Source organism: Corallococcus exiguus, from assembly GCF_009909105.1.
In the GTDB taxonomy this organism is placed as follows: domain Bacteria; phylum Myxococcota; class Myxococcia; order Myxococcales; family Myxococcaceae; genus Corallococcus; species Corallococcus exiguus.
Genome location: NZ_JAAAPK010000005.1, coordinates 236,231 through 261,131 on the forward strand (window position 1 = coordinate 236,231; position 24,901 = coordinate 261,131).

Consider the following 24,901-nt stretch of genomic DNA (forward strand, 5'->3'; position numbering starts at 1 on the left):
GCTACAGGCCCTTCACCAGGATGAGCAGCCGCGCGAAGGTCTCCGGACCTTCGCCGGCCAGCCCCTTGGCGAAGTCCAGGAACGAGGGCGCCTGTTCCACGTGCTTGGCGACGACCTGGAACGCCTCCACGGCGGCGTCGTCCAGCGCGGCCTCGGGCGTGCCAGGAGCCTCCAGCAGCGCCACCACGGCCGGGTGCCCCAGCAGCACCCAGCGCACCACGGAGGCGCGCAGCACGAGCAGGAACACGGCGTTCAGGAGGCTCTCGGCCTCGGTGAACGGGTGGCGCAGGAAGTGGTTGAGCGCGTGGTGCAGGAAGTACTGGTGCACGCGCTCGCCGTGCAGGGACTCCAGGGCGGAGCGCCGGGCGGCATGGAGTTCCCACGCCTGGTCTGGATGCGTGTCCGCGCCACCGTAGGACGCGCGCACGGCGCTCATGAGCGAGAGGAAGCGCGGACTGCTCACGGCGGCCTCACGTGAACGGAGCACTGCGCCGCAGATGCCGGCCCACGGGCCTCCGGGCAACTCCAGCGCTTCGAGCTGCGCGCTCAAGGACGCGAGGGTGTCCGTGGATTCGTACTCGCGCAGGACACGCGCGAGCCGCGCTTCGGCCGCTTCCGCGCGGGTCTCGCTCGCATCCGGTGCGGAGTCCGTCATGGGCCCGCGCACCTCGGGCTCGGAGGCGTCGCTCGCGCTGGGATGCCGCGATTCCTCGCCTGCCGCTGAAGCGAACGCCGTGGTCCCCGGGAAGTAGAAGTCGCCCAGGTCCAGCGCCATGCGGCCCAGCGCGTACAGCCTCGCGGCGAACGGGACTTCGCGCCGCTGTAGGAGCCGCAGCATCGCTTCGCGCACGGTGTCCGCGTGGGCCGTCCACGCGTCGTCTCCGGCCGCCACCTGCCGCGCGACCTGCGGGCGCAGGGCCTGTTCCTCGGGCACGGGCTCGCGCACCAGCGCGTCCTCCGCCAGCAGGCACAGGCGCGCCGTCTCCGGACACGCGAGCGACCCGGCCATCTCCACCTGCGCGCCCCAGCGCGTCAGCACTCGCGGGAAGACCGAGCAGCCGTCCGGCAGCACTGCTTCACCGTAGCGGCGCTGGAGCGAGCACAGCTTCGCCTCATCCAGGAAGGCGCAGTGCCCGTCCGCGCGCTTGCCCAGGATGCCCGCCTGCTGACCCGTGGCTCCATCCGGGTTCGGCTTGATCAGCGCCGCGACGTTCGCTTCGTCCGGTGTGCCCGCGACCTTCTGGCGCAGCAGGCTCCAGCGCGACTCGCTGATGGGCACGGTGAGCCCCGCGCAGCAGGTGTCCTCGCACGCTTCCGCGATGCAACGGAAGCGCGCCATGTAGCGGGGGGCCGAGGCGGTCATGGAGCCCAGTCTACTTGCGACCCAGCGCCTTCTTCACGAACCCCCAGAAGCGGCCCGCGCGATCCTTGAGATCCGCGCCCCGGCGCTCCTCGGCGGCGCTCACCGCCTCCTTGCTCACCTGGAGCTGCTTCTGGAGCTCCTCCGGCGAGTAGCGCGTGGCGAGCGTCGCCTTCACTTCCTTGCGCGTCGAGTACTCACGCGCCTCCACGTGCAGCACGCATTCGGAGTCGAGTTTGAGCGTGACGGCGACGCGCACGGAGCCCTTGGGGCCTTTTGGGAGACCTTCCATGCGCACAGTGCCCAGGTACTCGTTGGCGGAGATGTGGTTGTCCTCGCCCTGGAAGACGGACAGCTCCATCCGCTCCTCGTTGTCCTGCGACGTGCTGATGGCGAACGAGCGCTGCGTGGGCAGCGGGCTGTTGCGCTCGATGACGCGCTTGAAGCCGCCACCGGGCATGGCCACGCCAATGGTCATGGGCAGCACGTCGATGAGCACCACGCTGCTCACCTTGTCCACCGAGCCCGAGTACAGCGCCGCGCCCAGCGCCACGGCCTCGTCCGCGTTGACGCTCGCCTGCGCGTTCTTGATGAAGAGGCCCTTGAGCTTGTCGCGCACCAGCGGCATGCGGCTCATGCCGCCCACCAGGATGATGTCGTCCACCTCCGAGGCCTTCAGCTTGGAGTCCAGGAGCACGTCGCGCACCACGTCGATGGTGCGGTTGAGCAACGGGTCGCAGATCTTCTCCAGGTCCTGGCGCGACATCGTCACGCGCAGGTCCCGGGGACGGCCCGCGTCGTCCATCATCAACATGGGGATGTGGACCTCGAACGTGCTGCGCTCGGACAGCGCCATCTTCGCGCGCTCGGCGGCGTCACCCACGCGCGACAGGGCGATGCCGTCCCCGTTGAACGCGATGCCTTCCTTCTCCTGGAAGCGCTCCAGGAGGAAGTCGACGATGAGGTTGTCGAAGTCGATACCGCCCAGGAAGATGTCGCCGCCGGTGCCCAGCACCTCGAAGACGTTCTTCTCGATGCGCAGGATGGTCGCGTCGAAGGTGCCGCCGCCCAGGTCGTAGACGAGCACCTTCTTGTTGAGCTCGCGGTTGAGGCCGTACGCGAGCGCCGCGGACGTGGGCTCGTTGAGGATGCGCTCCACCTTGAGGCCGGCCATCGCGCCTGCCTTGCGGACCGCTTCACGCTGGGGCTCGGAGTAGTAGGCCGGCACCGTCACCACGGCGCGCTCCACCTTCTGGTTGAGATGGGTTTCAGCCATCTCCTTGCACTCGCGCAGGATGAGGCCCTGCACCTCTTCCAGCGACAGCACGTCGGTGCCCAGGCGCACGGCGGCGCGGCCGGCGGCATCCGGAGTGATTTCGTAGTGGAAGCGCTCGCGCACCTGCTTCACCACGGCGCTGTCGTAGGGACGGCCCACCAGGCGCTTCGCGCCGTAGATGGTGTGCGTGGGCCGCAGGACGAGCTGGTTCTTCGCGCGGTGGCTGATGAGCAGCTTGTTCTGCGCGCTCAGCGAGATGACGGACGGGATGGTGTTGTAGCCCTCGCGCGAGCGCAGCACGACGGGACGGCCGTTGGACAGGAGCGCCACGCAGGAGTTGGTGGTGCCCAGGTCGATGCCGATGACCGGCCCCGTACCGGCGATTGTCTGCGGCGGCGTGAGGTAGATGGGACGCACCTGCCCATTGGCATCCAGGGGAGGCGGCGCGGAGGCCACCGGCGCGGCGGCGGGCGCGAGCGTCGCGGGGGCCACCGGAGCAGCGGGCGCGGGCGGGGCCTGACGCACAGAGGGAGGAAGCGTGCTCGGTGGCGGCTGCGGCGGAGGAGCCATGGGCCGCGCGGCGGGACGGCCCGCCGAGGACACGGGCTCGCGCGCCAGTTCCAGCGGCCCGTCGTCGTCGATGGACAGGTCCAGGTCGAACTCGGCGCTGCCGCCGGACGGGCGCGGCGCGGGAGGCGGCTGCGGCGCGGGAGACTGCTGCGGGACAGCGCGGCCCCAGGACGACGCAGGCTCCTGGGAGAGGTCGGGAGCGCGGCCCGCGGCGGAACCGGGCTCGCGGCCCAGGCCGGGCGCCGCGGGACGATTGGCGAAGGAGCCGGGCTCCAACGGCAGCTCACCGGGAGCGCGCGCCGCGGGACGTCCCGCCACGGATCCAGGCTCGCGGCCCAGTCCAGGTGCACGCCCCGCCGCGGATCCAGGCTCCAGTCCCAGACCCGGCACGGAGGGACGTCCGGCGGCGGATCCGGGCTCACGTCCCAGGCCCGGCGCTGCGGCACGGCCGGCGGCGGAGCCAGGCTCAAGTCCCAGGCCTGGCACCGCGGGACGACCTCCAGAAGAGCGAGGCTCAAGTCCCAGACCCGGCGCCGCGGGACGACCTCCAGAAGAGCGAGGCTCAAGTCCCAGGCCCGGCACGGTGGCGCGACCCGCCGCGGATCCAGGCTCGCGTCCAAGACCCGGAGCACGGCCGGCGGCGGATCCAGGCTCACGCCCCAGACCCGGCGCCGCGGCACGGCCGGGCGAGGACGCGGGCTCACGCCCCAATGGCCGCTGACGGCCCGGCGAGGACGTGGGTTCGCGCGCCAGCTCCAGCGGAGCCTCGTCGTCCAGGGACGACAGGTCGAAGTCGAACTCGGCGCTGCCGCCGGAGGGCTTGGCGGGAGCCACCGGCGGCACGACCGGCATCGCGGCGGGCGGAGGCGGAGGGGCCGCGCGCTGCACAGGCGGCGGAGGCACCGGGGCGGCACGAGGCGGCGGCGCGGGGGCGACATCCGAGAAATCCAGCTCGAAACCACCCGCGTCGCCCGCGTCCAAAGCCGCGTCGTCCTCCACGGAGAGCCCCACTTCGATGGGCACCTCCTCCAGGGGCTGGCCCATGGCGATGGGCTCATCCACGACCGGAACCTCGAACTCGAAGTCGAGCCCCGGCAGCGGCTCGTCGCCTCCCGACAGCACGCCCTGCACGGTGGGCGGAGGCGTTCCCGCGATGAGCTCATCCAGCGGGATGTCCACGTCGTTCGCGGAGTCCGCCTGCGCCAGCCCCATGTCCTCGTCCGGAGACCCCAACGAGAACGGCTCGTCCTCGCCGCCCAGCGACAGCGGCTCGTCCGCGGAGGGAGCGGGGCTGGAGGACGGGGCATCCAGATCATCGAACAGCGAATCGAGCGCGGCACCACCCGCGGCCGGCTGCGCGGGACGCGTGGGCGGTGCGACGGCGGCGGGGCGCGCGGGGACGGCGGCGGGTCGGGGCGCGGCGGCGGCAACCGGCGGACGCACCGGCGCGGTCAACGGCGCGATTCCTGGCGCGGCCAACGGCGCGATGCCCGGCGCCACGACCGGAGCAATGGACGGCAGCGGCGCGGCGGCGGGCACGGCACCGCCGCCCGGCTTGCGCTGGAGCATCAGATCCACGAGCGCGCGGCTCGCGGTATCCAGCTCCTGGAACTGCAACCCCATGCCCGGAGGCCCCGCGGGGTCGTTCACATCGCGCACCCAGCGCACGGTCGCGGTGCCCTGGAGCACGCGCACGCCGTTGGCGATCTGCACCTCGAAGCGCACGGGCGTGCCCACCGGCTGCGGCGTGCGCGAGCGGATGAACATGCCCCCAGGGCTGAGGTTGGTGGCGAACTCCTCGGTGAAGCTCCCCACGGTCTCATGCTTGAGCTTCACCAACAGACCGACCGACTTGCGGTCCGAGGTACGCCGACCTTGATCCATGGTTCAGCACTGTCGCGTCCGGGGGCCATTCCCTCAAGGGGGTTCTGGCCCCCTGCCCGTCCGGCCGGTGCCCGTTCGAGACCTTCAGGTGCGCATCTGACTTACCTGTATGTCCCCGCTATCCTGGGACTTCGTTTCCCCCAGGAAGAAGTCCGGGTCCGCCGGACGGGAGTCCCCCGATGAACGTGGTTCCCCATTTCGCCCCGGTTCCCCTGCAAGCGCGGTGGTTGGTGGACCGACGGCACGACCTGCTCTCCACGGTCGGGGGACTGGGCGCGAGCCTGGCGCTGATGGCGTTGCACGTGCTGGGGGGCGTGAGCGGTCCACCGCTGTGGTGGGCCTGGGTGCTGCTGTTGGATGGGCCGCACCTGTTCGCGACGGTGTCGCGCACGTACCTGGACGCTCGGGAGCGGAAAGCGCGAGCCCGGTTGCTCTGGGGCAGCCTGGCGTGGTTCGCGGCGGGGCCGACGGTGTTCGCGGCGTCGGTGCTGTCCGGGCAGCGTTGGCCGTTCGCGGTGTTCGTGACGATGGCGGCGCTGTGGGCGTACTGGCATGTGGTGCGGCAGCACTACGGCATCATGGTGCTCTACCAGCGCAAGGCCGGAGAACGGGACGAGTGGGACCGGCGGCTGGACAGCGTGACCCTGTACGTGGGGTTGCTCGCGCCGTTCGTGGCGTTCGCGCTGACGCATCCGGGGGCGCGGCGCCGGTTGGGGCTGATGGCGGAGCCGACCTGGGAGGTCGGGGTGGCGCACGCGTGCTTCGCGCTGGTGCTCGCGGTGGTGGGGATGCTGGCGGCAAGGCAGGTGTGGCGATGGCGCCAGGGGCTGGGGGTGAACGGGCCCAAGTTGTTGATGCTGGGCGCGGCGCTGGGGCTGACGTCGCTGGTGTTCTGGCCGTCGGTGTCGCGGCGGATGGACTTCCTGATGTTCACCGTGGCGGTGACGGCGTTCCACAACGTGCAGTACCACGGCATCGTCTGGTTCTTTCACCGCAACCGCTACCACTCGGAAGGCGTGGACCGCGCCGCGTTCGGTTGGGCGCCGAAGGTGAGCCAGCGCTTTGTCATCTACGCGCTCTGCGGGCTCGCGTTCACGCTGGCGTACCGGACGCTGGGCTGCGGCATGGGCGTGCACCCGGGCTGCGGCGCGTTCGACGCGAAGGTGGCGCTGGGAGGCAGCGGGCTCACGCTGCGAGATTTGATGGAAGGCTTCATCTGGGGCTTCGCGCTGCACCACTACTTCCTGGACCAGTACATCTGGCGCGTGCGCAAGGACGCGGGGCTGAACCAGGACCTGAAGCTGGACACCGCGGCGGCTTAGCCTGGTGGTGGCAGTCCCAGGATAAAGTCTCCCTCTGGCAACCCTTCACGCCGGGCGCATCATGAGCGCCGTGAACAGGCCGACCGGGTCATCCGGTGGCCTGCGTGAAGGAGCATTTCGCATGCGTTATAGACTGTTCGGCCGCACTGGCCTTTACGTCTCTGAACTCTGTTTCGGAGCGATGACATTCGGCGGGAAGGGCTTCTACGAGCCCATTGGCAAGACGGCCCAGGCCGAGGCCGACCAACTCGTGTCAATCTCGCTCGAGAGCGGCATCAACTTCTTCGACACCGCTGACGTCTACTCCGAGGGCGAGTCCGAGAAGATCCTCGGCAAGGCCCTCGGCGCGCGCCGCAAAGACGTCGTGCTCGCCACGAAGGTGCGCGGCAAGGTCGGCCCGGGTCCGAACCAGCAGGGCCTCTCCCGCGCTCACATCATGAGCTCCATCGATGGCAGCCTGAAGCGCCTCGGGACCGACTGGGTCGATCTCTACCAGATCCACGGCTTCGACCCGGTGACCCCCTTCGACGAGACACTGCGCGCCCTCGACGACGTGGTCCGTTCAGGCAAGGTGCGTTACGTCGGCTGCTCGAATCTCGCAGCATGGCAGCTCGCCAAGGCCAACGGCATCGCGGCGCGCCATGGTTGGGCCCGCTTCGAGTCATTGCAAGCCCACTACACGATCGCCACCCGCGATCTCGAACGCGAACTCGTGCCTCTCCTGAACGACGCCCAGATGGGGCTTATGGTCTGGAGCCCGCTCTCCGGGGGCCTGCTGTCCGGAAAGCATGGTCGTGACGGCAAAGGCCCTGACGGCTCGCGCCGAGCCAGCTTCGACTTCCCGCCCGTCAACAAGGACCGCGCCTTCGACTGCATCGACGCAATGCGGAAGATTGGCGACGCCAAGGGCGCGAGCGTCGCATGCGTCGCGCTTGCGTGGCTGCTCGCAAAGCCCCACGTCTCTGCAATCATTGTCGGCGCGAAGAACGAGGAGCAGCTCAGGGACAACCTGAAGGCGAGCGACTTCGTGCTCGACCCCGCCGAGATCGCCGAGCTCGACAAGGTGAGCGCACTGCCCGCCGAGTACCCGGGCTGGATGATCGATTTCCTAGGCAACCTGGGCAGAGCGCCGAAGAACGCTCGCTAACGTCAACGGTTGCCGTCTGGAAGGCATTCGAGCAGTCAATAACAAGTGAGGATGTATGACTCAAAAGCGCAAGCTTGGACGGGGACTGGAAGTATCAGCTCTCGGCCTCGGCTGTATGGGCATGAGCTTCTTCTACGGTCCGCCCAAGGACACCGCGGAAATGACGAAGCTGCTGCGCGCGGCGGTTGACCGCGGCGTCACGTTCTTCGACACCGCGGAAGTCTACGGACCTTTTCTCAACGAGGAGTTGGTCGGTGCGGCACTTGCGCCAGTGCGCGACCAGGTGGTGATCGCCACCAAGTTCGGCATCAAGCACGGCGAGAACGGGCCGAGCCCGCTGTCGGGGGTTGACAGCCGACCCGAGCAGATACGTCGAGTGACGGACGCATCCCTGAAGCGTCTGCGGACCGACAGAATCGACCTGCTCTACCAGCATCGTGTCGACCCGGAGGTGCCCATCGAGGACGTAGCCGGCACCGTGAAGGACCTCATCGCCGAAGGGAAGGTCAAGCACTTTGGCCTATCGGAGGCCGGCGCGGCGACGATCCGCCGCGCGCACGCCGTGCATCCCGTGACGGCGTTGCAGAGCGAATACTCGCTCTGGATGCGAGAGCATGAGGCCGAAATCATTCCGACTCTGGAAGAGCTGGGCATCGGGCTGGTGCCCTACAGCCCCCTTGGGAAAGGCTTTCTGACCGGCAAGATGGACGCCAGCACGCCGTTGGCCGACGACGACCTCCGCCGGCTGCTGCCGCGCTTCTCCCAGGACGCGATGGAGGCGAACCAGGCGCTGGTCAGCCTGCTCCAGCAAATCGCCGACGACAAGCGAGCCACGCCGGCCCAGATTGCGCTTGCCTGGGTGCTGGCCCAGAAGCCTTGGTTCGTTCCAATCCCTGGCACTACGAAGCTGCACCGGTTGGAAGAGAACCTGGGCGCGCTCGACGTCGAGCTGACGCAGGGCGACTTGCAGCGCATCGAGGAGGCCTCAGCTAAAATCCGCATTCAGGGCGCGCGCGTGCCCGAACGGCTCCAGGCTCGGTTTGGACGATAACTCTCTCAGAGTCGCGCTAGACTGCGGCCCGTGACCGCCGCGTCCCTGTCGTCTCCGCGCTCCGAGCTGGGGCACTTTCTCCGGACCCGCCGGGCGCGGTTGCGGCCGTCCGATGTGGGGCTGCCCGAGGGCGCGCGGCGGCGCACGCCGGGACTGCGGCGCGAGGAGGTCGCGCAGCTCGCCGACGTGGGGGTGAGCTGGTACACGTGGCTCGAGCAGGGGCGCGACATCCAGGTTTCGGAGGCGATGCTCGAGCGACTTTCGAGCGCGCTGCGCCTCGATGGGGCGGAACGTTCGTACCTGTTCGAGCTTGCCCAAGGTCGCTCGCCCCGTCCGGTTGCCGCAACACCGCCGATCGTGAGCCCCCTGCTCGCGCACACGATCGAGGCGCATCGTCATCCGGCGGTTGTCTCGACCGTGCGCTGGGACGTCGTCGCAATGAACGGGCCCGCGCTGAAGCTTTGGGGTGATCAGCGTGGCGCGAATGCCCTGCGGAACACCTTTCTCGGCCAGGTACCGCCGCTCACCACGGTGGAGCACGAGACACACGCACGAAACCTCGTTGCGCGCTTTCGCTCGGAAGCCGCGCGCGCGAGTGCTCATGAGCAGTTCCAGGAGATTACGGACGAGTTGATGGCGAGGAGCCCCGAGTTCCGCCGACTCTGGACGCAGCATGACCTGTATGCCGAGCCCGAGGGCACGAAGATCGTCAACATCCCCGGAACCGGCCGCATCGAGCTCGCGCACGTGACGCTGATGCACATCGAGCCGGACGCACGCACTCTTCGAGTCCTCTTCTATTCTCCTGTCGGCCCCGAGAGCGCGCAGCGAATGGCGCGTGCTCTCGCAGAACGTTGAAAGCACGAGGGACGTGCTGCGCTGCGTGGACTGATGCCATCGCCTCCAATGGTCCAGGCCGTCAGCGCTCTTGGTCCCGAGCGCGGCGGGCCTTGCGCGCCATGGCCTTCTCATAGGTGGCCTGCAGCTCCTGGAACACCGAGCGCGCCGGGCGCGGCGCGTTCAGGTGCAGGTGGCGCAGCTCATCCATGAACGCGTCCCAGAGTGGCGGCCCCCCCTTCTCCAGCAGCTCCGCGCGCACGGACAGCTCCTCGCTCGGACGCGTGTGCCTGCGGCCCCAGGCCCCCATGTGCGCAAGCAGGGGCACCAGTTGGATGGACACCTCCGTGAGGCTGTAGATGCCCTTCTGCCGGTGGTTCGGATCCTGTCGCCGCGACAACAGGCCGGACGCGGTCAGGCGCTTCAGCCTGTCCGCGAGGATGTTGGACGCGATGCCCTCCTCGCTCTGCTCCAGCAAGGCGACGTGGGAGCGGGGGCCGTGCGGATGACGACCTTGCCGATGACGCCGCCTCGCTCGGACCGCTCGAACGCGCTTCGAGCGTCGGACAGCTCGAACACCTCCGTGGGCGGCGGGAGGAGCTCCCGGGCCTGGAGCATTCCCGCGAGCTCCGTGAGGTCCCGGGCGGATGGCTTGGTGACGAGCACCAGTTGCTTCTGGCGACGGAAGGGACCGAGCAGCGCGGAGGACATCAACAACAAGGGGGAAGGCTCGAACGCCACGTGCCTGCCGCGAGGCGCGAGGAGGTCGCGCGCATCAGCGAAGGGCAGCTTCGTACTCAGGTCGAAGACCACGTCGAACCGCTCGCCGAGCATCGAGAGCGGACCTGTGCGGTAGTCGTGGCCCCTCTGAGCACCGAACTGCCGTGCCGTCGCCAGACCGGCGGCGGAGGTGACGGCGGTGACGTGCGCGCCACGCGACCGGGCGAATTGGATCAACATGAGCCCCACACCGCCCGTCGCGCCGTTGACAAGGATTCGCTCGCCGGGAGCGACGCGCGCGACGTCACGCAAGGCCTGGAGCGCCGCGAGCCCCACCGTCGAGACCGCCGCGGCCCCGACGTCATCGAGCCCTGACGGAATCCTGGCGACGGACTTCGCCGCGACCGTGATGAGTCCGGCGAGCGTTCCCTCGCGCATGCTACCGGGGAAGCCGAACACGCGGTCTCCGACAGAGAAACCCTCGACGCCCGCCCCCACCTCCTCGACGACACCGGCGAAGTCCGAGCCGGGCGACTTCGGGAAATGGGCACCGCTGAGCAACTTCAGCTCGCCACGCCGGATCTTCCCGTCGATGGGATTCACCGAGACGGCTCGGACGCGGATGAGGAGGTGGTGGGCGCGGACGCGGGGCGCCGGCTGCTGGGTGTGCTGCAGGAGTTCGGGACCGCCGAAGCGGCTGTAGGTGAGTGCGTTCATGGGCCTCAAGGTACGAGGCGGCGTGAATTCGCGGAACTTGATGGTGGGAAGTCCTATTGTTCATGCCGTGAAACTCTCGGCCTTCGACCTGAACCACGTGCGCGCGCTCCATCACCTGCTCGAAGAAGCTCACGTCACGCGCGCGGCGAAGAAGCTGGGAATCACGCCCGCGGCGGCGAGCAATGCCCTGCACCGGCTGCGCGTCGACTTCGGCGACCCGCTCCTGGTCCGCAACGGAAGGTCGCTCGTGCGAACGCAAAGGGCCGAGGAGCTTCGCGCGCCCGCCAAAGAGGTGATGCTGGCGGCCGAGCGTCTGTTCAACCAGGGGCGTCCCTTCGATCCGGCGACCGCGACCTGGGACATCTACGTGACGACGTCGGACCGCGTCGCGGAGCTGCTCCTGCCGACGTTCGACCATCTCCTCGGGACGCGTGCTCCCGGGGCCCTGCTCACGCTCCGGACCCAGACGCCGGACCTGGGGGCGTTCCTGCGTGAGCACGGCGGGATTGCCATCGTCCCGGAGGTCGCGAAGGAGCGAGACCTGCGCTCGCAGCGCCTGTTCGTCGACGACTTCGTCTGCGTCATGCGCGGGGCGCATCCCCTCGCCACCGGGCGCATGTCCCTGAAACGGTTCACCGAGTGGGAGCACGTCCTGGTGGCCCCACTCGCGCAGTCGCGACGCGGCGGCATCGACGTGCTCCTGGGGAAGGAGGGGTTCTCGCGTCGCGTGACGCGCGTGGTGACCACGTTCTCCCTGGCACTGCCGCTCGTTCTAGGCTCGGACCGGCTCGCTGTCCTTCCGCGCAGCTTCGCCACCTCGCACGCGAAGGCACTCGGGCTCGCGCTTCGGCCGCTGCCTGTCCCGATGCCTCCCATCGAGATGCTCCTGGCCTGGCACCTTGGGAACGAGGGCGACCCGAAGCACGCGTGGGTCCGCGGTCTCGTGCAGGACGCGGTACGCGCCGTGGGCCTGGCGACTGGGTAGGCCCACGGCTCCGTCAGGTTCAGGGCGTCACGAGCCGCAGGAACGCATCCTGGTTCCACGAGTCGCCCGCGCCGTCGCGCTGCCAGCCGGACACCACCAGCCCGGACTCCGGCGCCGCCACCAACGTGGTCGTCGCCAGCGAGCACGTGCCGCTCTCGCACGCCTCCGGCGCCAGCGACTTCGTCCCCAGCAACGCGCCATCCGCCGCGTAGCGCGTCACCGTGTTGCCGCACGCCGTGGCCACCGGGCCCGCGGGCTCCACCGCCGCCACCGTGCCCACCGACGTCGCGCCGCACGTGGGCTGCTTCACCCAGCGCTCCTGCCCGTCCGCCGTCGCCGTCAGCACGAACGGGCCGCCCTCATCCAGCGTCACGCCGTTCCACACCAGCAGGCCCACCGCCTCGCCGGCCACCGCCACCGTGCCGTCCGCGCCCACCGACACGGAGCCCACGCGGCCGTTCACTCCCGGCACCTCGCGGCCCCACGCCAGCGCGCCATCCGCGCCGAACGCCAGCACCACGAAGCCGCCCGTACCCCGCGCGTCGAACGTGCGCCCGTCCACCGTCACTGGGCCCACCAGCCGTCCGGCCACCACCGACGTGCCCGTCCCCGACAGCGCCACCGCCGACAGCAGCGTGCCCTCCCTCGCGCCGTCGAACGTCTTCGTCCAGCTCGCCGTGCCGTCCGCCGCGTAGCGCACCAGCTGGGGCGTGTGGGCCTCCGTCGTCCACTCCTCGCCCAGGGCCACGACCCCGCCCGCCGCGTCCGCCGCCACCGCGTAGACCTTCTGGCCCACGCGGCGCTGCCACTCGGGCTCGCCGGCCTGCGTGAACTTCACCAGGAAGCCGTCCTGCGCCTCGCCCAGCCCGAAGTCCGCCGAGTACAGGAACGCGTTGCCGGACAGGAACACCGCGCCGTCAGTGCCCGTGGAGCCCGCCACGCGCAGGTCCGACAGGCGGTTGCGCTCGAACTCCTTCGCCCACTGCTTCGTCCCATCCGCCGAATAGCGGGACAGCGTCAGCACCAGCCGCTCCCCGTCCACCTGGTCCCGGTCCTCATCCGAGCGCGGCGTGCCGGACGTCACCCACAGCACATCCCCGCCCCGCCCCACCGCCAGCCCCGCGCCCGTGTCGTCCTGCGGGCCGCCCTGCTTGAGCGACCAGGGGCTCGCCGCCGGGGCCGCGGGCGCCGGAGTCTCGGCGGAGGGCGCCTGCGTGGGTGCCTGGGTTCCGGGCGAGGGAGCAGCCGTCTCCGGGGCCGGCGCGGGGACGGTTCCCTGGGCTTCCGTACCGCCAGTCACATCCCCAGTTTCGTCCGCCGGAGCACCACCGCCACACGCAGTGCTTCCCAGCCCGAGGAGTCCCGCGCCCAGAAGTGCCCACCCGCCCCAGATGACTCGCCGTGCTGAACGCATGCCGTGCTCCCATGCCTGCCCTGCTGAATCGCAGGTGCCTTGGGAACGTAAGCAGTGTGTCCACGGAACGGCATTCCCCCCTCCCCGGGGGGACTTGAAACAGGCCGGGGGGCGAACGGGGGGCCAGGCGCGGGGCCGGGCGGACCCGTAGCCATTCCTGGCGGAATACCGGCCCCCTGGAACGGTTGGCACCCCACGCTCGGGGCCCCAGGGCGACGGAAACCGTTGGTCCGCCCCCTCCGCGCCGATTAAGAGAACCCTTCCATGGAAAGCGCCGCCCCCGCCCCTCTCCCCCCGTCCGACGCCACCCCCGAGGACCTGCGCGCCGTCGAGGAGCTTGCCCAGGCCCGCAACGCCATCGTCGAGCAGATTGAAAAGCGCGTCGTCGGCCAGCGGGACGTGGTGGAGCACCTGCTGATTTCGCTCTTCAGCCGCGGCCACTGCCTCTTCGTGGGCGTGCCGGGCCTGGCGAAGACGCTGCTCATCTCCACGCTGGCGGACGTGCTCAACCTGTCCTTCAACCGCATCCAGTTCACGCCGGACCTGATGCCGTCGGACATCACGGGCACGGACATCCTGGAAGAGGACAAGACCACGGGCCGCCGGTCGTTCCGCTTCATGCAGGGGCCTCTGTTCGCGAACATCATCCTCGCGGACGAGGTGAACCGCACGCCGCCCAAGACGCAGGCCGCGCTCCTCCAGGCCATGCAGGAGTACCGCATCACCGCCGGCGGCCGCACGTACCCGCTGGAGCTGCCCTTCCTCGTCTTCGCGACGCAGAACCCCATCGAGCAGGAGGGCACCTATCCCCTCCCCGAAGCGCAGCTGGACCGCTTCATGTTCCTGGTGGACGTGGGCTACCCCACCGCGGAAGAGGAGGTGCAGATCGTCAAGAGCACCACCGCGGGCGCGCCTCCGAAGCTGGAGAAGATTCTGTCCCCCGAGCGCATCCTCGCCCTCCAGGAGCTGGTGCGCCGCGTGCCGGTGCCGGACCACGTGGTGCGCTACGCGGTGGAGCTGGTGCGCCACACGCGTCCCAAGGAAGCGGGCGCGCCGGACTTCGTGGCGAAGAACGTGTCCTGGGGCGCGGGCCCTCGCGCGAGCCAGTACCTGGTGCTCGCGGCCAAGGCGCGCGCCATCCTCAACGGCCGCTTCGTGGCCACGGTGGAGGACGTGCGGGCGCTGGCGAGGCCCGTGCTGCGCCACCGCGTGCTCCCCAACTTCACCGCGGAGAGCGAAGGCATCACGTCCGTGAAGCTCATCGACCAGCTCCTCACGGTGGTGAAGGGCTAGGCGCTTCCACCCCATGTCGCTGCTCGACGCCCAGACGCTGTCCCGCCTCCAGGGCGTGAAGCTGCGCGCCCGCGCCGTGATGGAGGGCGTGCTGTCCGGCCTCCACAAGAGCCCCCATCAGGGCCAGAGCGTGGAGTTCGCCGAACACAAGGAGTACGCCCCCGGCGACGAGCTGCGCCACCTGGACTGGAAGGCCTACGGCAAGTTCGACAAGTACTACGTCAAGCGCTTCGAGCACGAGACGAACCTGCGCTCGGTGATGGTCGTGGATGCGTCCGCGTCCATGGGCTACCAGAGCGGCGCCATGTCCAAGCTGGAGGTGGCCAAGACGCTCGCGGGCGCGCTCAGCTACCTGCTCGTGCGCCAGCAGGACGCGGCGGGCCTGGCCGTCATGGTGGGCGGCGCGTTCAAGGACGTGCCGCCCCGCGCCTCCGCCGGACACCTCAACGTGCTGCTGGACGCGCTGGAGCACACGGAGGCCAAGGGCCCCACGGACCTGGGCAGCGCGGCGGATCACCTCGCGGAGGTGCTGCCCCGGCGCTCCACGGTCATCGTGCTGTCGGACCTGCTGGATGAACGGCAGGAGGCGCTCAAGCGCATCCTGGCCCTGCGGCAGCGCAAGAACGACGTGGCGGTGTTCCACCTGGTGGACCCGGCGGAGCTGACGTTCCCCTTCGACGACCCCACGCTCTTCCTGGACATGGAGGGCGAGGGCCGCATCGAGGTGAACCCGCGTGAAATCAAGCAGAGCTACCTGGAGGAGTTCGGCGCGTTCCTCGCGGACGTGAAGGCGAAGTGCGCTGAAGCCGACGTGGACTACGAATTGGTACGCACCGACGAGCGGCTGGATGAGGTGCTGCTGCGCTTCCTGGGACGCCGAGGGAGGCGCCGGTGACGTTCGGCAACCCGTGGTTCCTGTTGGGCGCGCTGGGTGCGCTCATCCCCGTGCTGGTGCACCTGTTCGACCGGCGCCGGCCGAGGGCGCATCCGTTCGGGCCGCTCGCGTTCGTGCTGCGCAGCCAGAAGCGCACGGCGAGCCGGCTCAAGCTGAAGCGGTTGCTCCTGTACGCGCTGCGCACGCTCATCCTGCTGGCGATTCCCATCGCGCTGGCTCGGCCGGAGCTCACCCGCGACGCGCAGGCGGCCACGGTGACGCGCGGCCCTGCGGCCACGGCGGTCATCCTGGACGCATCGCTGTCCATGCGCTGGTCGGACGGCACGTCGAACTTCGAGAAGGGCCGCGACGAGGCGCGCGACGCGCTCAAGGACCTGCTGCCGGAGGAGCCCGCGACGGTGATGGTGTGCACGGCGTCGCCGGAAGCGCCCCAGCCGCCGGGCTTCGACCGGGCACGGCTGCGCGCGCTGGTGGACGAGGCGAAGCCCACCTACGGCACGGCGGACCTGTCGCGCTGTCTGGACATGGCCGCGCGGTCGCTGGAGGAGAACCCGATGCCGGGCAAGCGCCTGGTGGTGGTCTCCGACATGACGGTGTCCGGCTTCCGGCTGGAAGCGCCGCCGCCCACGGTGAAGGGGCCCACGGGCGCCATGGTGAAGCCGGAGGTCGTGCTGCGCGACGTGGCGTCCGGGCGCGAGTCGCTGGACAACCACGCGCTGGTGGACCTGCGGGTGGAGCCCGCGCTGCAGGCGGGACCGCGCGCGTACCAGTTCACCTTCACGGTGCGGAACTTCGGCGCGAAGGCGGCCAAGGACCTGGAGGCCGCGGTGCGCGTGGGCGAGTCCACGCTGGCCAAGGGCTTCGTGGACGTGCCCGCGGGCGGCACGACGCAGAAGACGCTGACGGTGCGCTTCCCGCAGGGCGGCACGGTGGTGGGCCAGGTGACGCTCGCGCCGGACTCGCTGGCGGAGGATGACCGGCGGTCCTTCGTGCTGCCGGTGCCGCGCGGATTGAAGGCGCTGGTGGTGAACGGCTCGCCGCACGCGACGCGCTACCGGGACGAGGCCTTCTTCGTGGAAGCGGCGCTCACGTCGCCGGGTTCGCCGGTGGACGTGGCGGTGCGCGACGCGGAGGTGGGGCTGCGCGAGGACTTCAGCGCGTATGACCTGGTGCTGCTGCTCAACACGACGGCGCCGTCGGCGGAGGAAGCCCAGAAGCTGACGGCCTTCGTGGAGAACGGCGGCGGCCTCTTCGTGAGCGTGGGCGACCACGTGAACCCGGAGGCGTACAACCAGCGGCTGGGCACGCTTCTACCGCGCCCCCTGCGCCTGGTGCGCACGAGCGCCGAGCGCGAGGACCCGGACGCGGAGACGAAGACTGCGAAGCTGGCGCAGGTGAAGGTGGACCATCCACTGTTCGCGCCCTTCACGGGCCGCGCGGAGGAGGGGCTCATCGGGGCGCGCTTCTACAAGTACATGCTGCTGGAGGCGGACAGCCCGTCCGCGCCGGGCACCAGCCAGGTGCTGGCCACGTACGAGGACGGAGCGCCCGCGGTGGCGGTGGCGCGCCGGGGCAAGGGGCGCGTGGCGCTGTTCACCAGCACGGTGGACCGCGACTGGAGCGACTTCGCCATCCGCACGAGCTTCCTGCCGCTGATGCAGCGCTTCGCCGCGTACCTCACGGGCTCACTGGAGGAGCGCGAGGAGGTGCGAGTGCGCGTGGGCGAGACCGTGACGCTGCGCCCGGAGGGCACGCAGAAGGTGGCGGGCGTGCGCGCGCCGGACGGCAGCGAGTTGCCGGTGAAGGCGCAGCCGGACGGTTCGTTCGTGGCGGGGCCCACGGTGGAGCCGGGTGTGCACGCGGTGCTGGGCTCGGACGGGAAGCCCGTGGCCGCGCTGGACTTCGCCGCTACGCTGGACCCGGCGGAGAGCGACCTGACGCGCGTGCCGCAGGACACGCTGACGGCCTACTTCGGCGAGGACACGGTGAAGGCCTCCACGGGGGACGCGGACAAGCCCGCGGTGCCGCTGTGGACGTGGCTCATCCTGGCCGCGTGCCTGGCGTTCTTCTTCGAGGGCACCCTGCTCCGGAAGTAGCCCCGGCCGCTCCGCGCCTTGACAGGCAGCCGACGCTCGGTGTGCGCATCCACTGCCCCACGGGCGTCGGGCTCTGCCACACTGCGCGGCCGTGAGCCCTGCTTCCGCCCTCTATCGCGACTGCGCCCGCCTCTTCATGGTGGGCTTCCCTGGCACCCGCATCGACGCCGACCTCGCGGCGCTGATGGACGACGGCATCTACGGCGCCATCCTCTTCAAGCGCAACGTGGGCACCGCGGAGGAGACCGCGGCGCTGTGCCGTGACATCAAGACGCGCGCGGGCCGGCCCTTCATCCTCTCCGTGGACCAGGAGGGCGGCCGGGTGGCGCGCCTTCGCGGTGAGCCCTTCACCGCCCTGCCTCCCATGCGTGAGCTGGGACAGCGCGGCGACGAGGCCCTGGCCGAGCGCGTGGGCCGGCTGCTCGCACACGAGCTGCGCGCCGTGGGCTTCGACTGGGACTTCGCGCCCGTGCTCGACGTGGACACCAACCCGGCCAACCCCGTGATTGGCGACCGCAGCTTCAGCCGCGACCCGGTGGAGGTGGGCCGGCTGGGCGTGGCGCTCGCGAAGGGCCTGGAGGCCGGTGGCGTGGCGTCCTGCGGGAAGCACTTCCCCGGCCACGGCGACACGACGACGGACAGCCACCTCACGCTGCCGAAGCTGCCGCACGACCTGGAGCGCCTGCGCCGCGTGGAGCTGGTGCCGTTCCAGGCCTTCGCGAAGGCGGGGCTCGCGTCGCTGATGACGGCGCACGTGCTGTTCGACGCGCTGGAGCAGGGCGTCCCGGCGACCATGAGCCACCGCGCGCTGCACGACCTGCTTCGCAAGGAACTGGGCTTCGACGGCGTGGTCGTCAGCGACGACCTGGAGATGAAGGCCATCGCGGACCACTACTCCGTGGCGGAGGCCGCGGTGCAGGGCACGCTCGCGGGCGTGGACCTGTTCCTCGTGTGCCACCAGGCGGACGTGCAGCGCACCGCCATCGAAGCGCTGGTGAAGGCGGTGGAGTCCGGCCGCGTCCCGCGCGAGCGCATCACCGAAGCGCACCGGCGCCTGGACGCGCTCGCCGCCCGCTTCGCGCACCCCGCCGAGGACCGGCTCGCCACGCTGGGCGATGCGGAGCACCGCTCGCTGGCGCAGGGCCTCGCCAGTGCCTTCATCGGCAAGGACCCCACGGAGGTCATGCTCGCGTCGCGTTAGTGGGTGGCCCTCCTGGAGCCCAGCTCGGAGCCCTCCCCCATGGGTCCCTGGAAGCGGTCCGCCCCGCCCCGGTCTCCGGGCACCGGCTCCTGGGGCGTGCTGAAGCCGGGGGCGCCAATCTGGTTCTGCTGGCCCATGTGGGCTCCGGTGCCGGCCGGTTCCGGCGCGGTCGCCTTCGCGTTCGTGGACGTGCTCGCGCCCGAGCCGCCCGTTCCCGGCGGCGCGGGCTGCTGCGTGTTGGCGACGCCTTCGTAGCGACTCCCCGCGCGCGGCATCGTGGGCTTGTCACGGTTGCAGCCGGGGCCGACCAGCGCGGCCGTCGCGGCGCACACCGCCACCAGCGTCCAGTGATGAAGCGTTCTTGAGTGCATGGCCTGCTCCTCCCGGAAGCCATCACGGCCTCGACAGAAGGAGTGACCACCCCAGCGCCCCACCGGGAGTGGCGGGGCTGGGGTCCGGACGCCCGTTGGCACGCTGGCCTGCGGGCGCCCCTGGACTTCCGTCCAACTACCGGTCGTGCAGGTAGACGGGCGGGCTGACGTAGGAGTACGGCGCCTCGAAGCCGCGCGTGGGCTCGTTCGCGGTGGAGACGTGCCAGCCGCCCAGTCCTTCGGCCGCGGGCGAGTAGGTCGCCCCGCCGAACAGGCCATAGCGGTGCGCCATCATGCCGCCCGCGTCGTCCCACTTGGAGTTGTCGGACTTGCCCGACTTCGCCGGCGTGCGCGGGTCGATGCTGGAGCCGATCTTCTCGATGGTGGAGTTGTAGCCCCGGTCCACCGTCAGCACGTGGGCGGGCAGCTTCGCGGCCGCGTCACCGTGGTGCGCGTCGGCGGGGTTCTCGTGCCCCTGCTGCTCGGCCACGTTGTAGACGGCCTCCGGCTGCGTCCCACGCTGCGCGAAGGCATTGCCCCGCGGCTCATCCGGCTGCTTGCCGCCCGTCTCCGGCAGCCCGCCACAGGCCGTGCCCAAGAGCACGCCCGCCGTCAGCGCCGCCGCTCCCATCCACCGCTGAATGCCTCGCTCGCGCATGTTCGTCGTCTCCGCCATCCCCGAGGAATGGTCATGCCGACCTCGCCTACCACCGGGCATCCACCCGAGGGCAGGCCCTGCCGGCCGCCCGCTGTCCGGCCCAAGGGCCGTCAGGGCTTCATCGTGAACGGCCAGCCCCGCCCGGAAGGAGAGGAGCCAGCCACGGGCGCAGGCATACACGGTCCCGGTCTCCCTGTCCCGCCAGGAGTGCACCGGCGCCCGCCCCGCTTCAGGCGCGCGCGCCCTTCCGGGCCGTCTTCGCCGCCGGGGCCTTCTTCGCCGCCGGTTTCTTGACAGTCGCCGGCTTCGCCTCCGCCGGAGCCTTCTTCGCCGCAGGAGCCTTCTTCGCCGCAGCAGCCTTCACCGGAGCCTTCGCCGGAGCTTTCGGGGCCGGAGCCGCGTCGGAGGACGACCCGCCCTGGAGCGTGGCCAGGACCTCCGCGACGTGCCCGGCCACCTTCACCTTGGGCCACACGCGGACGACCTTGGCGTCCGGACCAATGAGGAAGGTCGCGCGGATGAGGCCCATGAACTTGCGGCCATAGAGGGACTTCTCCCCCCACACGCCGTACGCGTCCGCCAGCGCGTGGTCCGGATCCGCCAGGAGCGAGAACGGCAGCCCCTGTTTCGTGGCGAACTTCTGGTGGGACGCGACGCTGTCCGGCGACACGCCCAGCACCACCGCTCCGGCTTTCACCAGCGCGGAGTGCTCGTCGCGAAAGTCGCACGCCTCCGTGGTGCAGCCGGGGGTCGCGTCCTTCGGATAGAAGTAGAGGACGACGTGCCGTCCCTTGAACTGCGAGAGGGAGACGGTGGCGCCGCTCTGGTCGGGGAGCGAGAAGCCGGGGGCCTTGTCACCTGATTGGGGCATGGGCATGCGTCGGCTCCATACCCAGACCCCGAGGGCTTCTCAACTCCACGCACGCCAGGAACTTCAGCGCGCGCCCTCGCCCTCGCCCGGCGCATGGAGCTCTTCGCCCGGCGGGTGGTCGTGGGCCTCCAGCCGGACCAACTCCGCCTGGCAGCTCTCCAGCACCTTGCGCAGCACGCTGCGCGTCGCGTCCGTGTTGGCCTCGCCCATCTTCTTCGCGAGCGACTCACACGCGGCGCGCTTGGCCTCCACGTCGCTGGCGCCCTTGCCCGTCGCACCGGGCCGGGCCAGGGGGCGCGGTGGAATCTTCTCCTGGGCGGCCTTCAGCGCGGCCAGGCGCTTGTCGGCCTCCGGACGGACCTTGGAGTCCTTGGGGACGGCCTCGAACTGGGCGGCGACCTCCGCCCACGCCGGGTCCTGGGCGCCGAGGTTCTTGTTGATCAACTCCTGGTAGCGCGCCTCGGCCTGCTTCAGCTGCTCCGGACCGGGGTCGGTGGAGCAGCCCGACAGTGCGAGCAGACCCGCGAGCAGCAGCGCGGCGGAAGTTCGGGGATGGGCAATGCGCATGGTGTGGGACGTCCTCCTGCTGGCCACAGGGTTAAACCACGGCTAGGGTGCGCCGTCGTGGCTCCCATCCTGCTCGCCTTCCTGCTCGGCCTGACTCAAGGCCTGCTCCACGCCCTGGGGCCGGACCACTGCGCCGCCATGGCCACGCTCGGCACCCTGGGTGGCGGTCGGCGCCGTGTCGCCATCATGACGGCGCTGCGCTTCGCCCTGGGCCACGCGTCCATGCTGGGCGGCATCGCGGCGGTGTGCCTCTTCGCGGGCGTGGGCCTGTCGGAGACCTTCGAGCGGTGGGCGGAGGTGTTCGGCGGCGCGGTGCTGGTGGCGCTGGCCGTCACCGCCCTGATCTTCCCGCACAGCCTGGACCACGGCCACCCGCACCTGCCCGGCCACGACCGCGAGCCGCACGAGCACGTGCACACCGTGAGCACCGCCGCGGGCGCCTTCATGGCCGTGAGCGGCGTGCGGTCGCTGCTCATCGCGCTGCCCCCGCTGCTGGTGGGCGGCAGCATGAGCCTGTCCGCGTGGACGTACCTGCCCGGCTTCGCGCTGGGCATCCTCATCGGCATGGGCGCGGTGGGCCTGTTGTTCGCGGAAGGCCTGTCGCGCGCCAACGCGCGCATCAGCCTGTGGATCCAGCGCGGCGTGGCGCTGGGCTCCGGCGCGCTGGGCCTGTTCTGGATCGGCTCGCGGCTCGTCTGAAGCGCCGCACGGCACACTGCGGGCCCTGAAGCACCCAGGCCCGCTTCCAGGCACCGGAAGCGCTACGAGCGCTTGTCCAGGATGCCCAGCGCCATCATCGACACCAGGAAGCCGTAGACGACGTGCTCCGGGCGGTTGGCGAACGCGAGCAGCTCCGCCACCACGCGGTTGCCATCGATTTTCGGCAGCAGCTCCGCCTCCCAGCGCTCCAGCTCCACCTCGTTGAGACCGTAGGCAGGGGCGACGGCGGGGATGAGCCGGTCCTCTGGCTGGAGCAGGCGGCGCAGGCGCTCCGGCTTGTAGAGCTTCTTGATGCCCCGGACGATGAGGTTCGCCGGGTGCACGTCCAGCTTGATGGACTCCGCGGAGGCCTTCTCCTTGAAGCTCATCACGTACGTGCCCTCCTCCCAGGAGAAGAGCGAGTAGATGATGGCCTTCACCTGCTGGCCCACGTAGTACAGCCGCTCCGTGTCCTTGAGCAGCGCGCGCTCCACCAGCACGTCGCCGGTGCGCCGGTGGCTCTGCGCGGCGACGGCGGATGCGTCCTGGAGCTGCTCGGGTTTGATCTTCCCCACGCGCACCAGGAACTGCCCGAAGCGGTCCGCCAGCAGGTTGGAGAGCGCGAACACCGGGGTGCCGTTCTCGAAGTAGACGACCTTCTTCACCTTGCCGCGCTGCACGCCCAGCTCGCCCGTCTCGCGCGACAGGTAGAAGGCGGTGAGCAGCGAGGGCAGGTTGTCCTTCAACTCGCCCCGGCGGCTGCCCGGAGCGCCCGCGCCCACCGGCAGCGGATCCGGCGGGCGGCCCGGCGTGGGGGGCCGCACCTGGGTGGTGGACACCTTCTGCATGGGCGTGGCGGTGAGGTTGGCGCCGCGGATTTCGGCCGTGAGGTTGCCGCCGCCGGTGACCTTGATGCGGCCGGTCAGCTCCATGGCGTCCTGCGGGCCCTCCTCCTCCACGTCGATGTCCAGCTCCACCTCGAAGGCGTCGGCCATGGAGGCGGCGGGGACCTTCTTCTCCGCGGGCAGGACCTTGGCCACCGCTTCCAGCAGCTTCTGGGCCTCGAAGGGTTTCTCGAAGTAGCCGGCGGCCTGGTACTTCTGGCGCGCTTCGGTGGCGTGCTTGCCGCCCTTGAAGACGCCGGTGATGAAGAGCAACGGCAGCTGGGGGTTGTCCTTCCGCAGCGTGTCGGCCAGGTGGTAGCCCATCATGTCCGGCAACAGGATGTCCAAGACAGCACAGCCGGGGGGCTGGGCGCGGGCGGCCTCGATGGCCTGCTTGCCACGGCTGGCGCCCACCACCTCATACCCGGCGTCCTCGAACAGCTGCGTGAGGAGGGAGAGGAGCTCCTGGTTGTCGTCCACGACGAGGATTCGAGGCGCCATCGCGGGGGGACCGTAGCAGATTCGGACGCCGGGGCGGCCAGCGTTTCCAGGGAACCCCGGAAGGCCGCCCGCTTCAGACGATGGATGCAAGCGCCCCGCTGGGGCGTTAGGGTGTCGCCCGCCTCATGTCCTCCCTCCTCGCCCGCATCCACCCGGCAGCGCTCCTGGCCGGACTCCTCCTGTTCTCCCCCCTGGTGGCGTTGGCCCAGGAGGGCCCGCAGCAGGACGCGGGCCAGCCGGACGATCCGAACTCGCCGGAAGGGGACGACAACACCGGCCGCGTGCCCACGGACTGCCGCAGCACCAGCGACTGCGCGCCGCGCTTCAGCTGCGTGGCGACCAAGTGCAAGTACACCGGCATCCGCCAGGCGGAGACGCAGGGCTGTCTGCTGGGCCCGCAGGCCGCGCTGATGGTGCTGGGCGTGGCGGCCGTGGCAGGCTCGCGGCGCCGCCGGTAGCCGGCAGGCCCCCACTCCAAGGAGCGACGCGCGATGCGGCTGGGCCTGAAGGCAAGCAACCTCCTGGAGCGGGTGGCGGACTTCCTCAACCTGGCGCCCCAGCCCCTGGCGCACGCCTTCTTCGGGATGATGGCGTCGCGGACGCTGATGGCCGGGGCCCGGCTGGGCGTCTACGCGGCGCTGGCGGATGGCGCGGCGACGGCGGAGGCGCTGGCGGCGCGGCTCAAGACGAGCACGGAGGGCATGCGTGCGCTCCTGGAAGCGCTCATCGCCTGCGAGGTGGTGGAGCTGAGCCGGGGCCGCTTCCGGCTGGCGCCCCGGGCGCGGCGGTGGTTGGACCCGCGCTCGCCGCAGGCCATCACGGCGTTCCTCGAGTTCAACTACGCGCAGTGGGACTGGTGGGGGCAGCTGGAGAACGCGGTGAAGAGCGGGCAGTCGGTGGACATCCACCAGTTCGCTCCGGACGACCCGCGTTGGCGCGACTACATCCAGGCCATGTACCAGCTGGCGCGGCTGGCCTCGCCGGAGGTGGCGTCGGCCATTCCCCTGCCCCGAGGCGCGAGGCACCTGTTGGACCTGGGCGGCGCGCATGGCTGGTACGCGGCGGAGCTGTGCCGGATGCACCGGGGGCTGAAGGCCACGGTGGTGGACCTGGAGGGCAGCGTGCGCGTGGGGCGGGACATCATCGCCCAGGCGGGGCTGTCGCACCGGGTGACGCACAAGGAAGGGGACGTGCTGACCGCGGAGCTGGGCGGGCCGTATGACGGCGCGCTGCTGTTCCAGGTGATGCACCACCTGACGCCCGCGCAGAACGTGGCGCTCCTGCGGCGCGTGCGCGGGGCCATGGTGTCCCGGGGCACGCTGGCGGTGCTGGAGTACCTGCGCGAGGAGCGGGACACCGAGGGCACGTCCGCGCCGCTCATCGGGTTGCACTACTTCCTCACGTCGGGAGCAGCGTCCTACACGCCCGCGGAGGTCGAGGGCTTCCTGGATGACGCGGGTTTCAAGGTACAGAGCACGCGGCCCATCCGGCATCTGCCATTGCAGACGTTGATCATCGCGCAGCCGGACTGACGGTCCTGGCGCCGGCTTGTCAGACGGTGGAGGTAACTCCACACTCCAGG

22 protein-coding genes are annotated in these 24,901 nt (G+C 70.6%); 12 read left to right on the forward strand and 10 right to left on the reverse strand.

Going from position 1 to position 24,901, the window contains the following annotated elements:
* Window position 1: 1 nt before the first annotated feature.
* Window positions 2–1,363 carry a flagellin lysine-N-methylase gene (fliB, locus tag GTZ93_RS21080; RefSeq protein ID WP_139920923.1) on the reverse strand — a complete coding sequence of 454 codons (1,362 nt, stop codon included), beginning with the start codon at window positions 1,361–1,363 and terminating at the stop codon, window positions 2–4.
* Window positions 1,364–1,373: 10 nt separating this feature from the next.
* Window positions 1,374–5,090 carry a TIGR02266 family protein gene (locus GTZ93_RS21085; protein ID WP_161662951.1) on the reverse strand — a complete coding sequence of 1,239 codons (3,717 nt, stop codon included), beginning with the start codon at window positions 5,088–5,090 and terminating at the stop codon, window positions 1,374–1,376.
* A gap of 179 nt (window positions 5,091–5,269) precedes the next feature.
* Between GTZ93_RS21085 and GTZ93_RS21090 the strand changes: the two genes are divergently transcribed.
* The 4 genes from GTZ93_RS21090 (at window position 5,270) to GTZ93_RS21105 (ending at window position 9,468) form a co-directional block, all read left to right on the forward strand.
* Entirely contained in the window at window positions 5,270–6,412 is a 1,143-nt protein-coding gene (locus GTZ93_RS21090; RefSeq protein ID WP_139922839.1) for a hypothetical protein, read from the forward strand.
* A 121-nt stretch (window positions 6,413–6,533) separates the two neighbouring features.
* Window positions 6,534–7,559: an aldo/keto reductase gene (locus GTZ93_RS21095; RefSeq protein WP_139922840.1), complete on the forward strand. Its 1,026-nt coding sequence runs from the start codon at window positions 6,534–6,536 to the stop codon at window positions 7,557–7,559.
* Between the two features lie 55 nt (window positions 7,560–7,614).
* Complete coding sequence (locus GTZ93_RS21100) at window positions 7,615–8,610, forward strand: aldo/keto reductase (protein ID WP_139922842.1); 996 nt, start codon at window positions 7,615–7,617, stop codon at window positions 8,608–8,610.
* 30 nt (window positions 8,611–8,640) lie between these two features.
* Window positions 8,641–9,468: a helix-turn-helix transcriptional regulator gene (locus GTZ93_RS21105; protein WP_257979491.1), complete on the forward strand. Its 828-nt coding sequence runs from the start codon at window positions 8,641–8,643 to the stop codon at window positions 9,466–9,468.
* A 61-nt stretch (window positions 9,469–9,529) separates the two neighbouring features.
* Here GTZ93_RS21105 and GTZ93_RS21110 read toward each other — a convergent pair whose 3' ends face one another.
* Together GTZ93_RS21110 and GTZ93_RS21115 are read right to left on the reverse strand one after the other, a co-directional pair.
* Window positions 9,530–9,925 carry a winged helix-turn-helix transcriptional regulator gene (locus tag GTZ93_RS21110; RefSeq protein ID WP_139922845.1) on the reverse strand — a complete coding sequence of 132 codons (396 nt, stop codon included), beginning with the start codon at window positions 9,923–9,925 and terminating at the stop codon, window positions 9,530–9,532.
* The gene (locus GTZ93_RS21115; RefSeq protein WP_139922847.1) at window positions 9,871–10,884 is read right to left on the reverse strand and encodes an NAD(P)-dependent alcohol dehydrogenase; all 1,014 of its coding nucleotides are present in this window, start codon (window positions 10,882–10,884) and stop codon (window positions 9,871–9,873) included. Before GTZ93_RS21115 ends, GTZ93_RS21110 begins: the two co-directional genes overlap by 55 nt.
* Window positions 10,885–10,951: 67 nt before the next feature.
* On the opposite strand from GTZ93_RS21115, the gene GTZ93_RS21120 reads away from it, so the two are divergent.
* Window positions 10,952–11,869, forward strand: a complete 918-nt coding sequence (locus tag GTZ93_RS21120) for a LysR family transcriptional regulator (protein WP_161662952.1) — start codon at window positions 10,952–10,954, stop codon at window positions 11,867–11,869.
* Window positions 11,870–11,888: 19 nt separating this feature from the next.
* Here the strand turns inward: GTZ93_RS21120 and GTZ93_RS21125 are convergent, their stop codons facing one another.
* Window positions 11,889–13,169 (reverse strand): hypothetical protein, encoded by a 1,281-nt coding sequence (locus GTZ93_RS21125; RefSeq protein WP_161662953.1) that lies wholly within the window; start codon window positions 13,167–13,169, stop codon window positions 11,889–11,891.
* 378 nt (window positions 13,170–13,547) lie between these two features.
* On the opposite strand from GTZ93_RS21125, the gene GTZ93_RS21130 reads away from it, so the two are divergent.
* The 4 genes from GTZ93_RS21130 (at window position 13,548) to nagZ (ending at window position 18,768) form a co-directional block, all read left to right on the forward strand.
* The gene (locus GTZ93_RS21130; protein ID WP_120561185.1) at window positions 13,548–14,576 is read left to right on the forward strand and encodes an AAA family ATPase; all 1,029 of its coding nucleotides are present in this window, start codon (window positions 13,548–13,550) and stop codon (window positions 14,574–14,576) included.
* A 13-nt stretch (window positions 14,577–14,589) separates the two neighbouring features.
* Window positions 14,590–15,471: a DUF58 domain-containing protein gene (locus GTZ93_RS21135; protein ID WP_120580093.1), complete on the forward strand. Its 882-nt coding sequence runs from the start codon at window positions 14,590–14,592 to the stop codon at window positions 15,469–15,471.
* Window positions 15,468–17,567, forward strand: coding sequence for a BatA domain-containing protein (locus GTZ93_RS21140; RefSeq protein WP_139919550.1), 2,100 nt, complete (start codon window positions 15,468–15,470; stop codon window positions 17,565–17,567). Before GTZ93_RS21135 ends, GTZ93_RS21140 begins: the two co-directional genes overlap by 4 nt.
* 136 nt (window positions 17,568–17,703) lie before the next feature.
* Window positions 17,704–18,768, forward strand: a complete 1,065-nt coding sequence (gene nagZ / locus GTZ93_RS21145) for a beta-N-acetylhexosaminidase (protein WP_167548300.1) — start codon at window positions 17,704–17,706, stop codon at window positions 18,766–18,768.
* On the opposite strand, the gene GTZ93_RS21150 is transcribed toward nagZ, so the two are convergent.
* From GTZ93_RS21150 to GTZ93_RS21165, 4 genes are all read right to left on the reverse strand, one after another.
* Window positions 18,765–19,139 (reverse strand): hypothetical protein, encoded by a 375-nt coding sequence (locus GTZ93_RS21150; RefSeq protein WP_139919552.1) that lies wholly within the window; start codon window positions 19,137–19,139, stop codon window positions 18,765–18,767. The genes nagZ and GTZ93_RS21150 overlap by 4 nt on opposite strands.
* Window positions 19,140–19,275: 136 nt before the next feature.
* Window positions 19,276–19,797 carry a hypothetical protein gene (locus tag GTZ93_RS21155; RefSeq protein ID WP_126933910.1) on the reverse strand — a complete coding sequence of 174 codons (522 nt, stop codon included), beginning with the start codon at window positions 19,795–19,797 and terminating at the stop codon, window positions 19,276–19,278.
* A 229-nt stretch (window positions 19,798–20,026) separates the two neighbouring features.
* Entirely contained in the window at window positions 20,027–20,674 is a 648-nt protein-coding gene (gene bcp, locus GTZ93_RS21160; RefSeq protein ID WP_139919553.1) for a thioredoxin-dependent thiol peroxidase, read from the reverse strand.
* Window positions 20,675–20,731: 57 nt separating this feature from the next.
* Window positions 20,732–21,235, reverse strand: a complete 504-nt coding sequence (locus GTZ93_RS21165) for a hypothetical protein (RefSeq protein ID WP_139919554.1) — start codon at window positions 21,233–21,235, stop codon at window positions 20,732–20,734.
* A 57-nt stretch (window positions 21,236–21,292) separates the two neighbouring features.
* Here GTZ93_RS21165 and GTZ93_RS21170 point away from each other — a divergent pair, with 57 nt between their 5' ends.
* Window positions 21,293–21,934, forward strand: a complete 642-nt coding sequence (locus GTZ93_RS21170) for a hypothetical protein (RefSeq protein ID WP_139919555.1) — start codon at window positions 21,293–21,295, stop codon at window positions 21,932–21,934.
* A gap of 62 nt (window positions 21,935–21,996) precedes the next feature.
* On the opposite strand, the gene GTZ93_RS21175 is transcribed toward GTZ93_RS21170, so the two are convergent.
* On the reverse strand, window positions 21,997–23,319 hold the full coding sequence (locus GTZ93_RS21175) for a response regulator (protein WP_120580085.1): 1,323 nt from the start codon (window positions 23,317–23,319) through the stop codon (window positions 21,997–21,999).
* 125 nt (window positions 23,320–23,444) lie between these two features.
* On the opposite strand from GTZ93_RS21175, the gene GTZ93_RS21180 reads away from it, so the two are divergent.
* Both GTZ93_RS21180 and GTZ93_RS21185 read left to right on the forward strand, forming a co-directional pair.
* Window positions 23,445–23,777, forward strand: a complete 333-nt coding sequence (locus tag GTZ93_RS21180) for an MXAN_6627.5 family MYXO-CTERM protein (protein ID WP_120594458.1) — start codon at window positions 23,445–23,447, stop codon at window positions 23,775–23,777.
* A gap of 33 nt (window positions 23,778–23,810) precedes the next feature.
* Window positions 23,811–24,851: a class I SAM-dependent methyltransferase gene (locus GTZ93_RS21185; protein WP_120594459.1), complete on the forward strand. Its 1,041-nt coding sequence runs from the start codon at window positions 23,811–23,813 to the stop codon at window positions 24,849–24,851.
* Window positions 24,852–24,901: the final 50 nt, after the last annotated feature.

Bases quoted from the DNA above. Each gene is read 5' to 3' on its own strand.
- fliB (WP_139920923.1), bottom strand. From the start codon at position 1,363: ATGACCGCCTCGGCCCCCCGCTACATGGCGCGCTTCCGTTGCATCGCG.
- GTZ93_RS21085 (WP_161662951.1), bottom strand. From the start codon at position 5,090: ATGGATCAAGGTCGGCGTACCTCGGACCGCAAGTCGGTCGGTCTGTTG.
- GTZ93_RS21090 (WP_139922839.1), top strand. From the start codon at position 5,270: ATGAACGTGGTTCCCCATTTCGCCCCGGTTCCCCTGCAAGCGCGGTGG.
- GTZ93_RS21095 (WP_139922840.1), top strand. From the start codon at position 6,534: ATGCGTTATAGACTGTTCGGCCGCACTGGCCTTTACGTCTCTGAACTC.
- GTZ93_RS21100 (WP_139922842.1), top strand. From the start codon at position 7,615: ATGACTCAAAAGCGCAAGCTTGGACGGGGACTGGAAGTATCAGCTCTC.
- GTZ93_RS21115 (WP_139922847.1), bottom strand. From the start codon at position 10,884: ATGAACGCACTCACCTACAGCCGCTTCGGCGGTCCCGAACTCCTGCAG.
- GTZ93_RS21130 (WP_120561185.1), top strand. From the start codon at position 13,548: ATGGAAAGCGCCGCCCCCGCCCCTCTCCCCCCGTCCGACGCCACCCCC.
- GTZ93_RS21135 (WP_120580093.1), top strand. From the start codon at position 14,590: ATGTCGCTGCTCGACGCCCAGACGCTGTCCCGCCTCCAGGGCGTGAAG.
- nagZ (WP_167548300.1), top strand. From the start codon at position 17,704: ATGGTGGGCTTCCCTGGCACCCGCATCGACGCCGACCTCGCGGCGCTG.
- GTZ93_RS21150 (WP_139919552.1), bottom strand. From the start codon at position 19,139: ATGCACTCAAGAACGCTTCATCACTGGACGCTGGTGGCGGTGTGCGCC.
- GTZ93_RS21155 (WP_126933910.1), bottom strand. From the start codon at position 19,797: ATGCGCGAGCGAGGCATTCAGCGGTGGATGGGAGCGGCGGCGCTGACG.
- bcp (WP_139919553.1), bottom strand. From the start codon at position 20,674: ATGCCCATGCCCCAATCAGGTGACAAGGCCCCCGGCTTCTCGCTCCCC.
- GTZ93_RS21165 (WP_139919554.1), bottom strand. From the start codon at position 21,235: ATGCGCATTGCCCATCCCCGAACTTCCGCCGCGCTGCTGCTCGCGGGT.
- GTZ93_RS21175 (WP_120580085.1), bottom strand. From the start codon at position 23,319: ATGGCGCCTCGAATCCTCGTCGTGGACGACAACCAGGAGCTCCTCTCC.
- GTZ93_RS21180 (WP_120594458.1), top strand. From the start codon at position 23,445: ATGTCCTCCCTCCTCGCCCGCATCCACCCGGCAGCGCTCCTGGCCGGA.
- GTZ93_RS21185 (WP_120594459.1), top strand. From the start codon at position 23,811: ATGCGGCTGGGCCTGAAGGCAAGCAACCTCCTGGAGCGGGTGGCGGAC.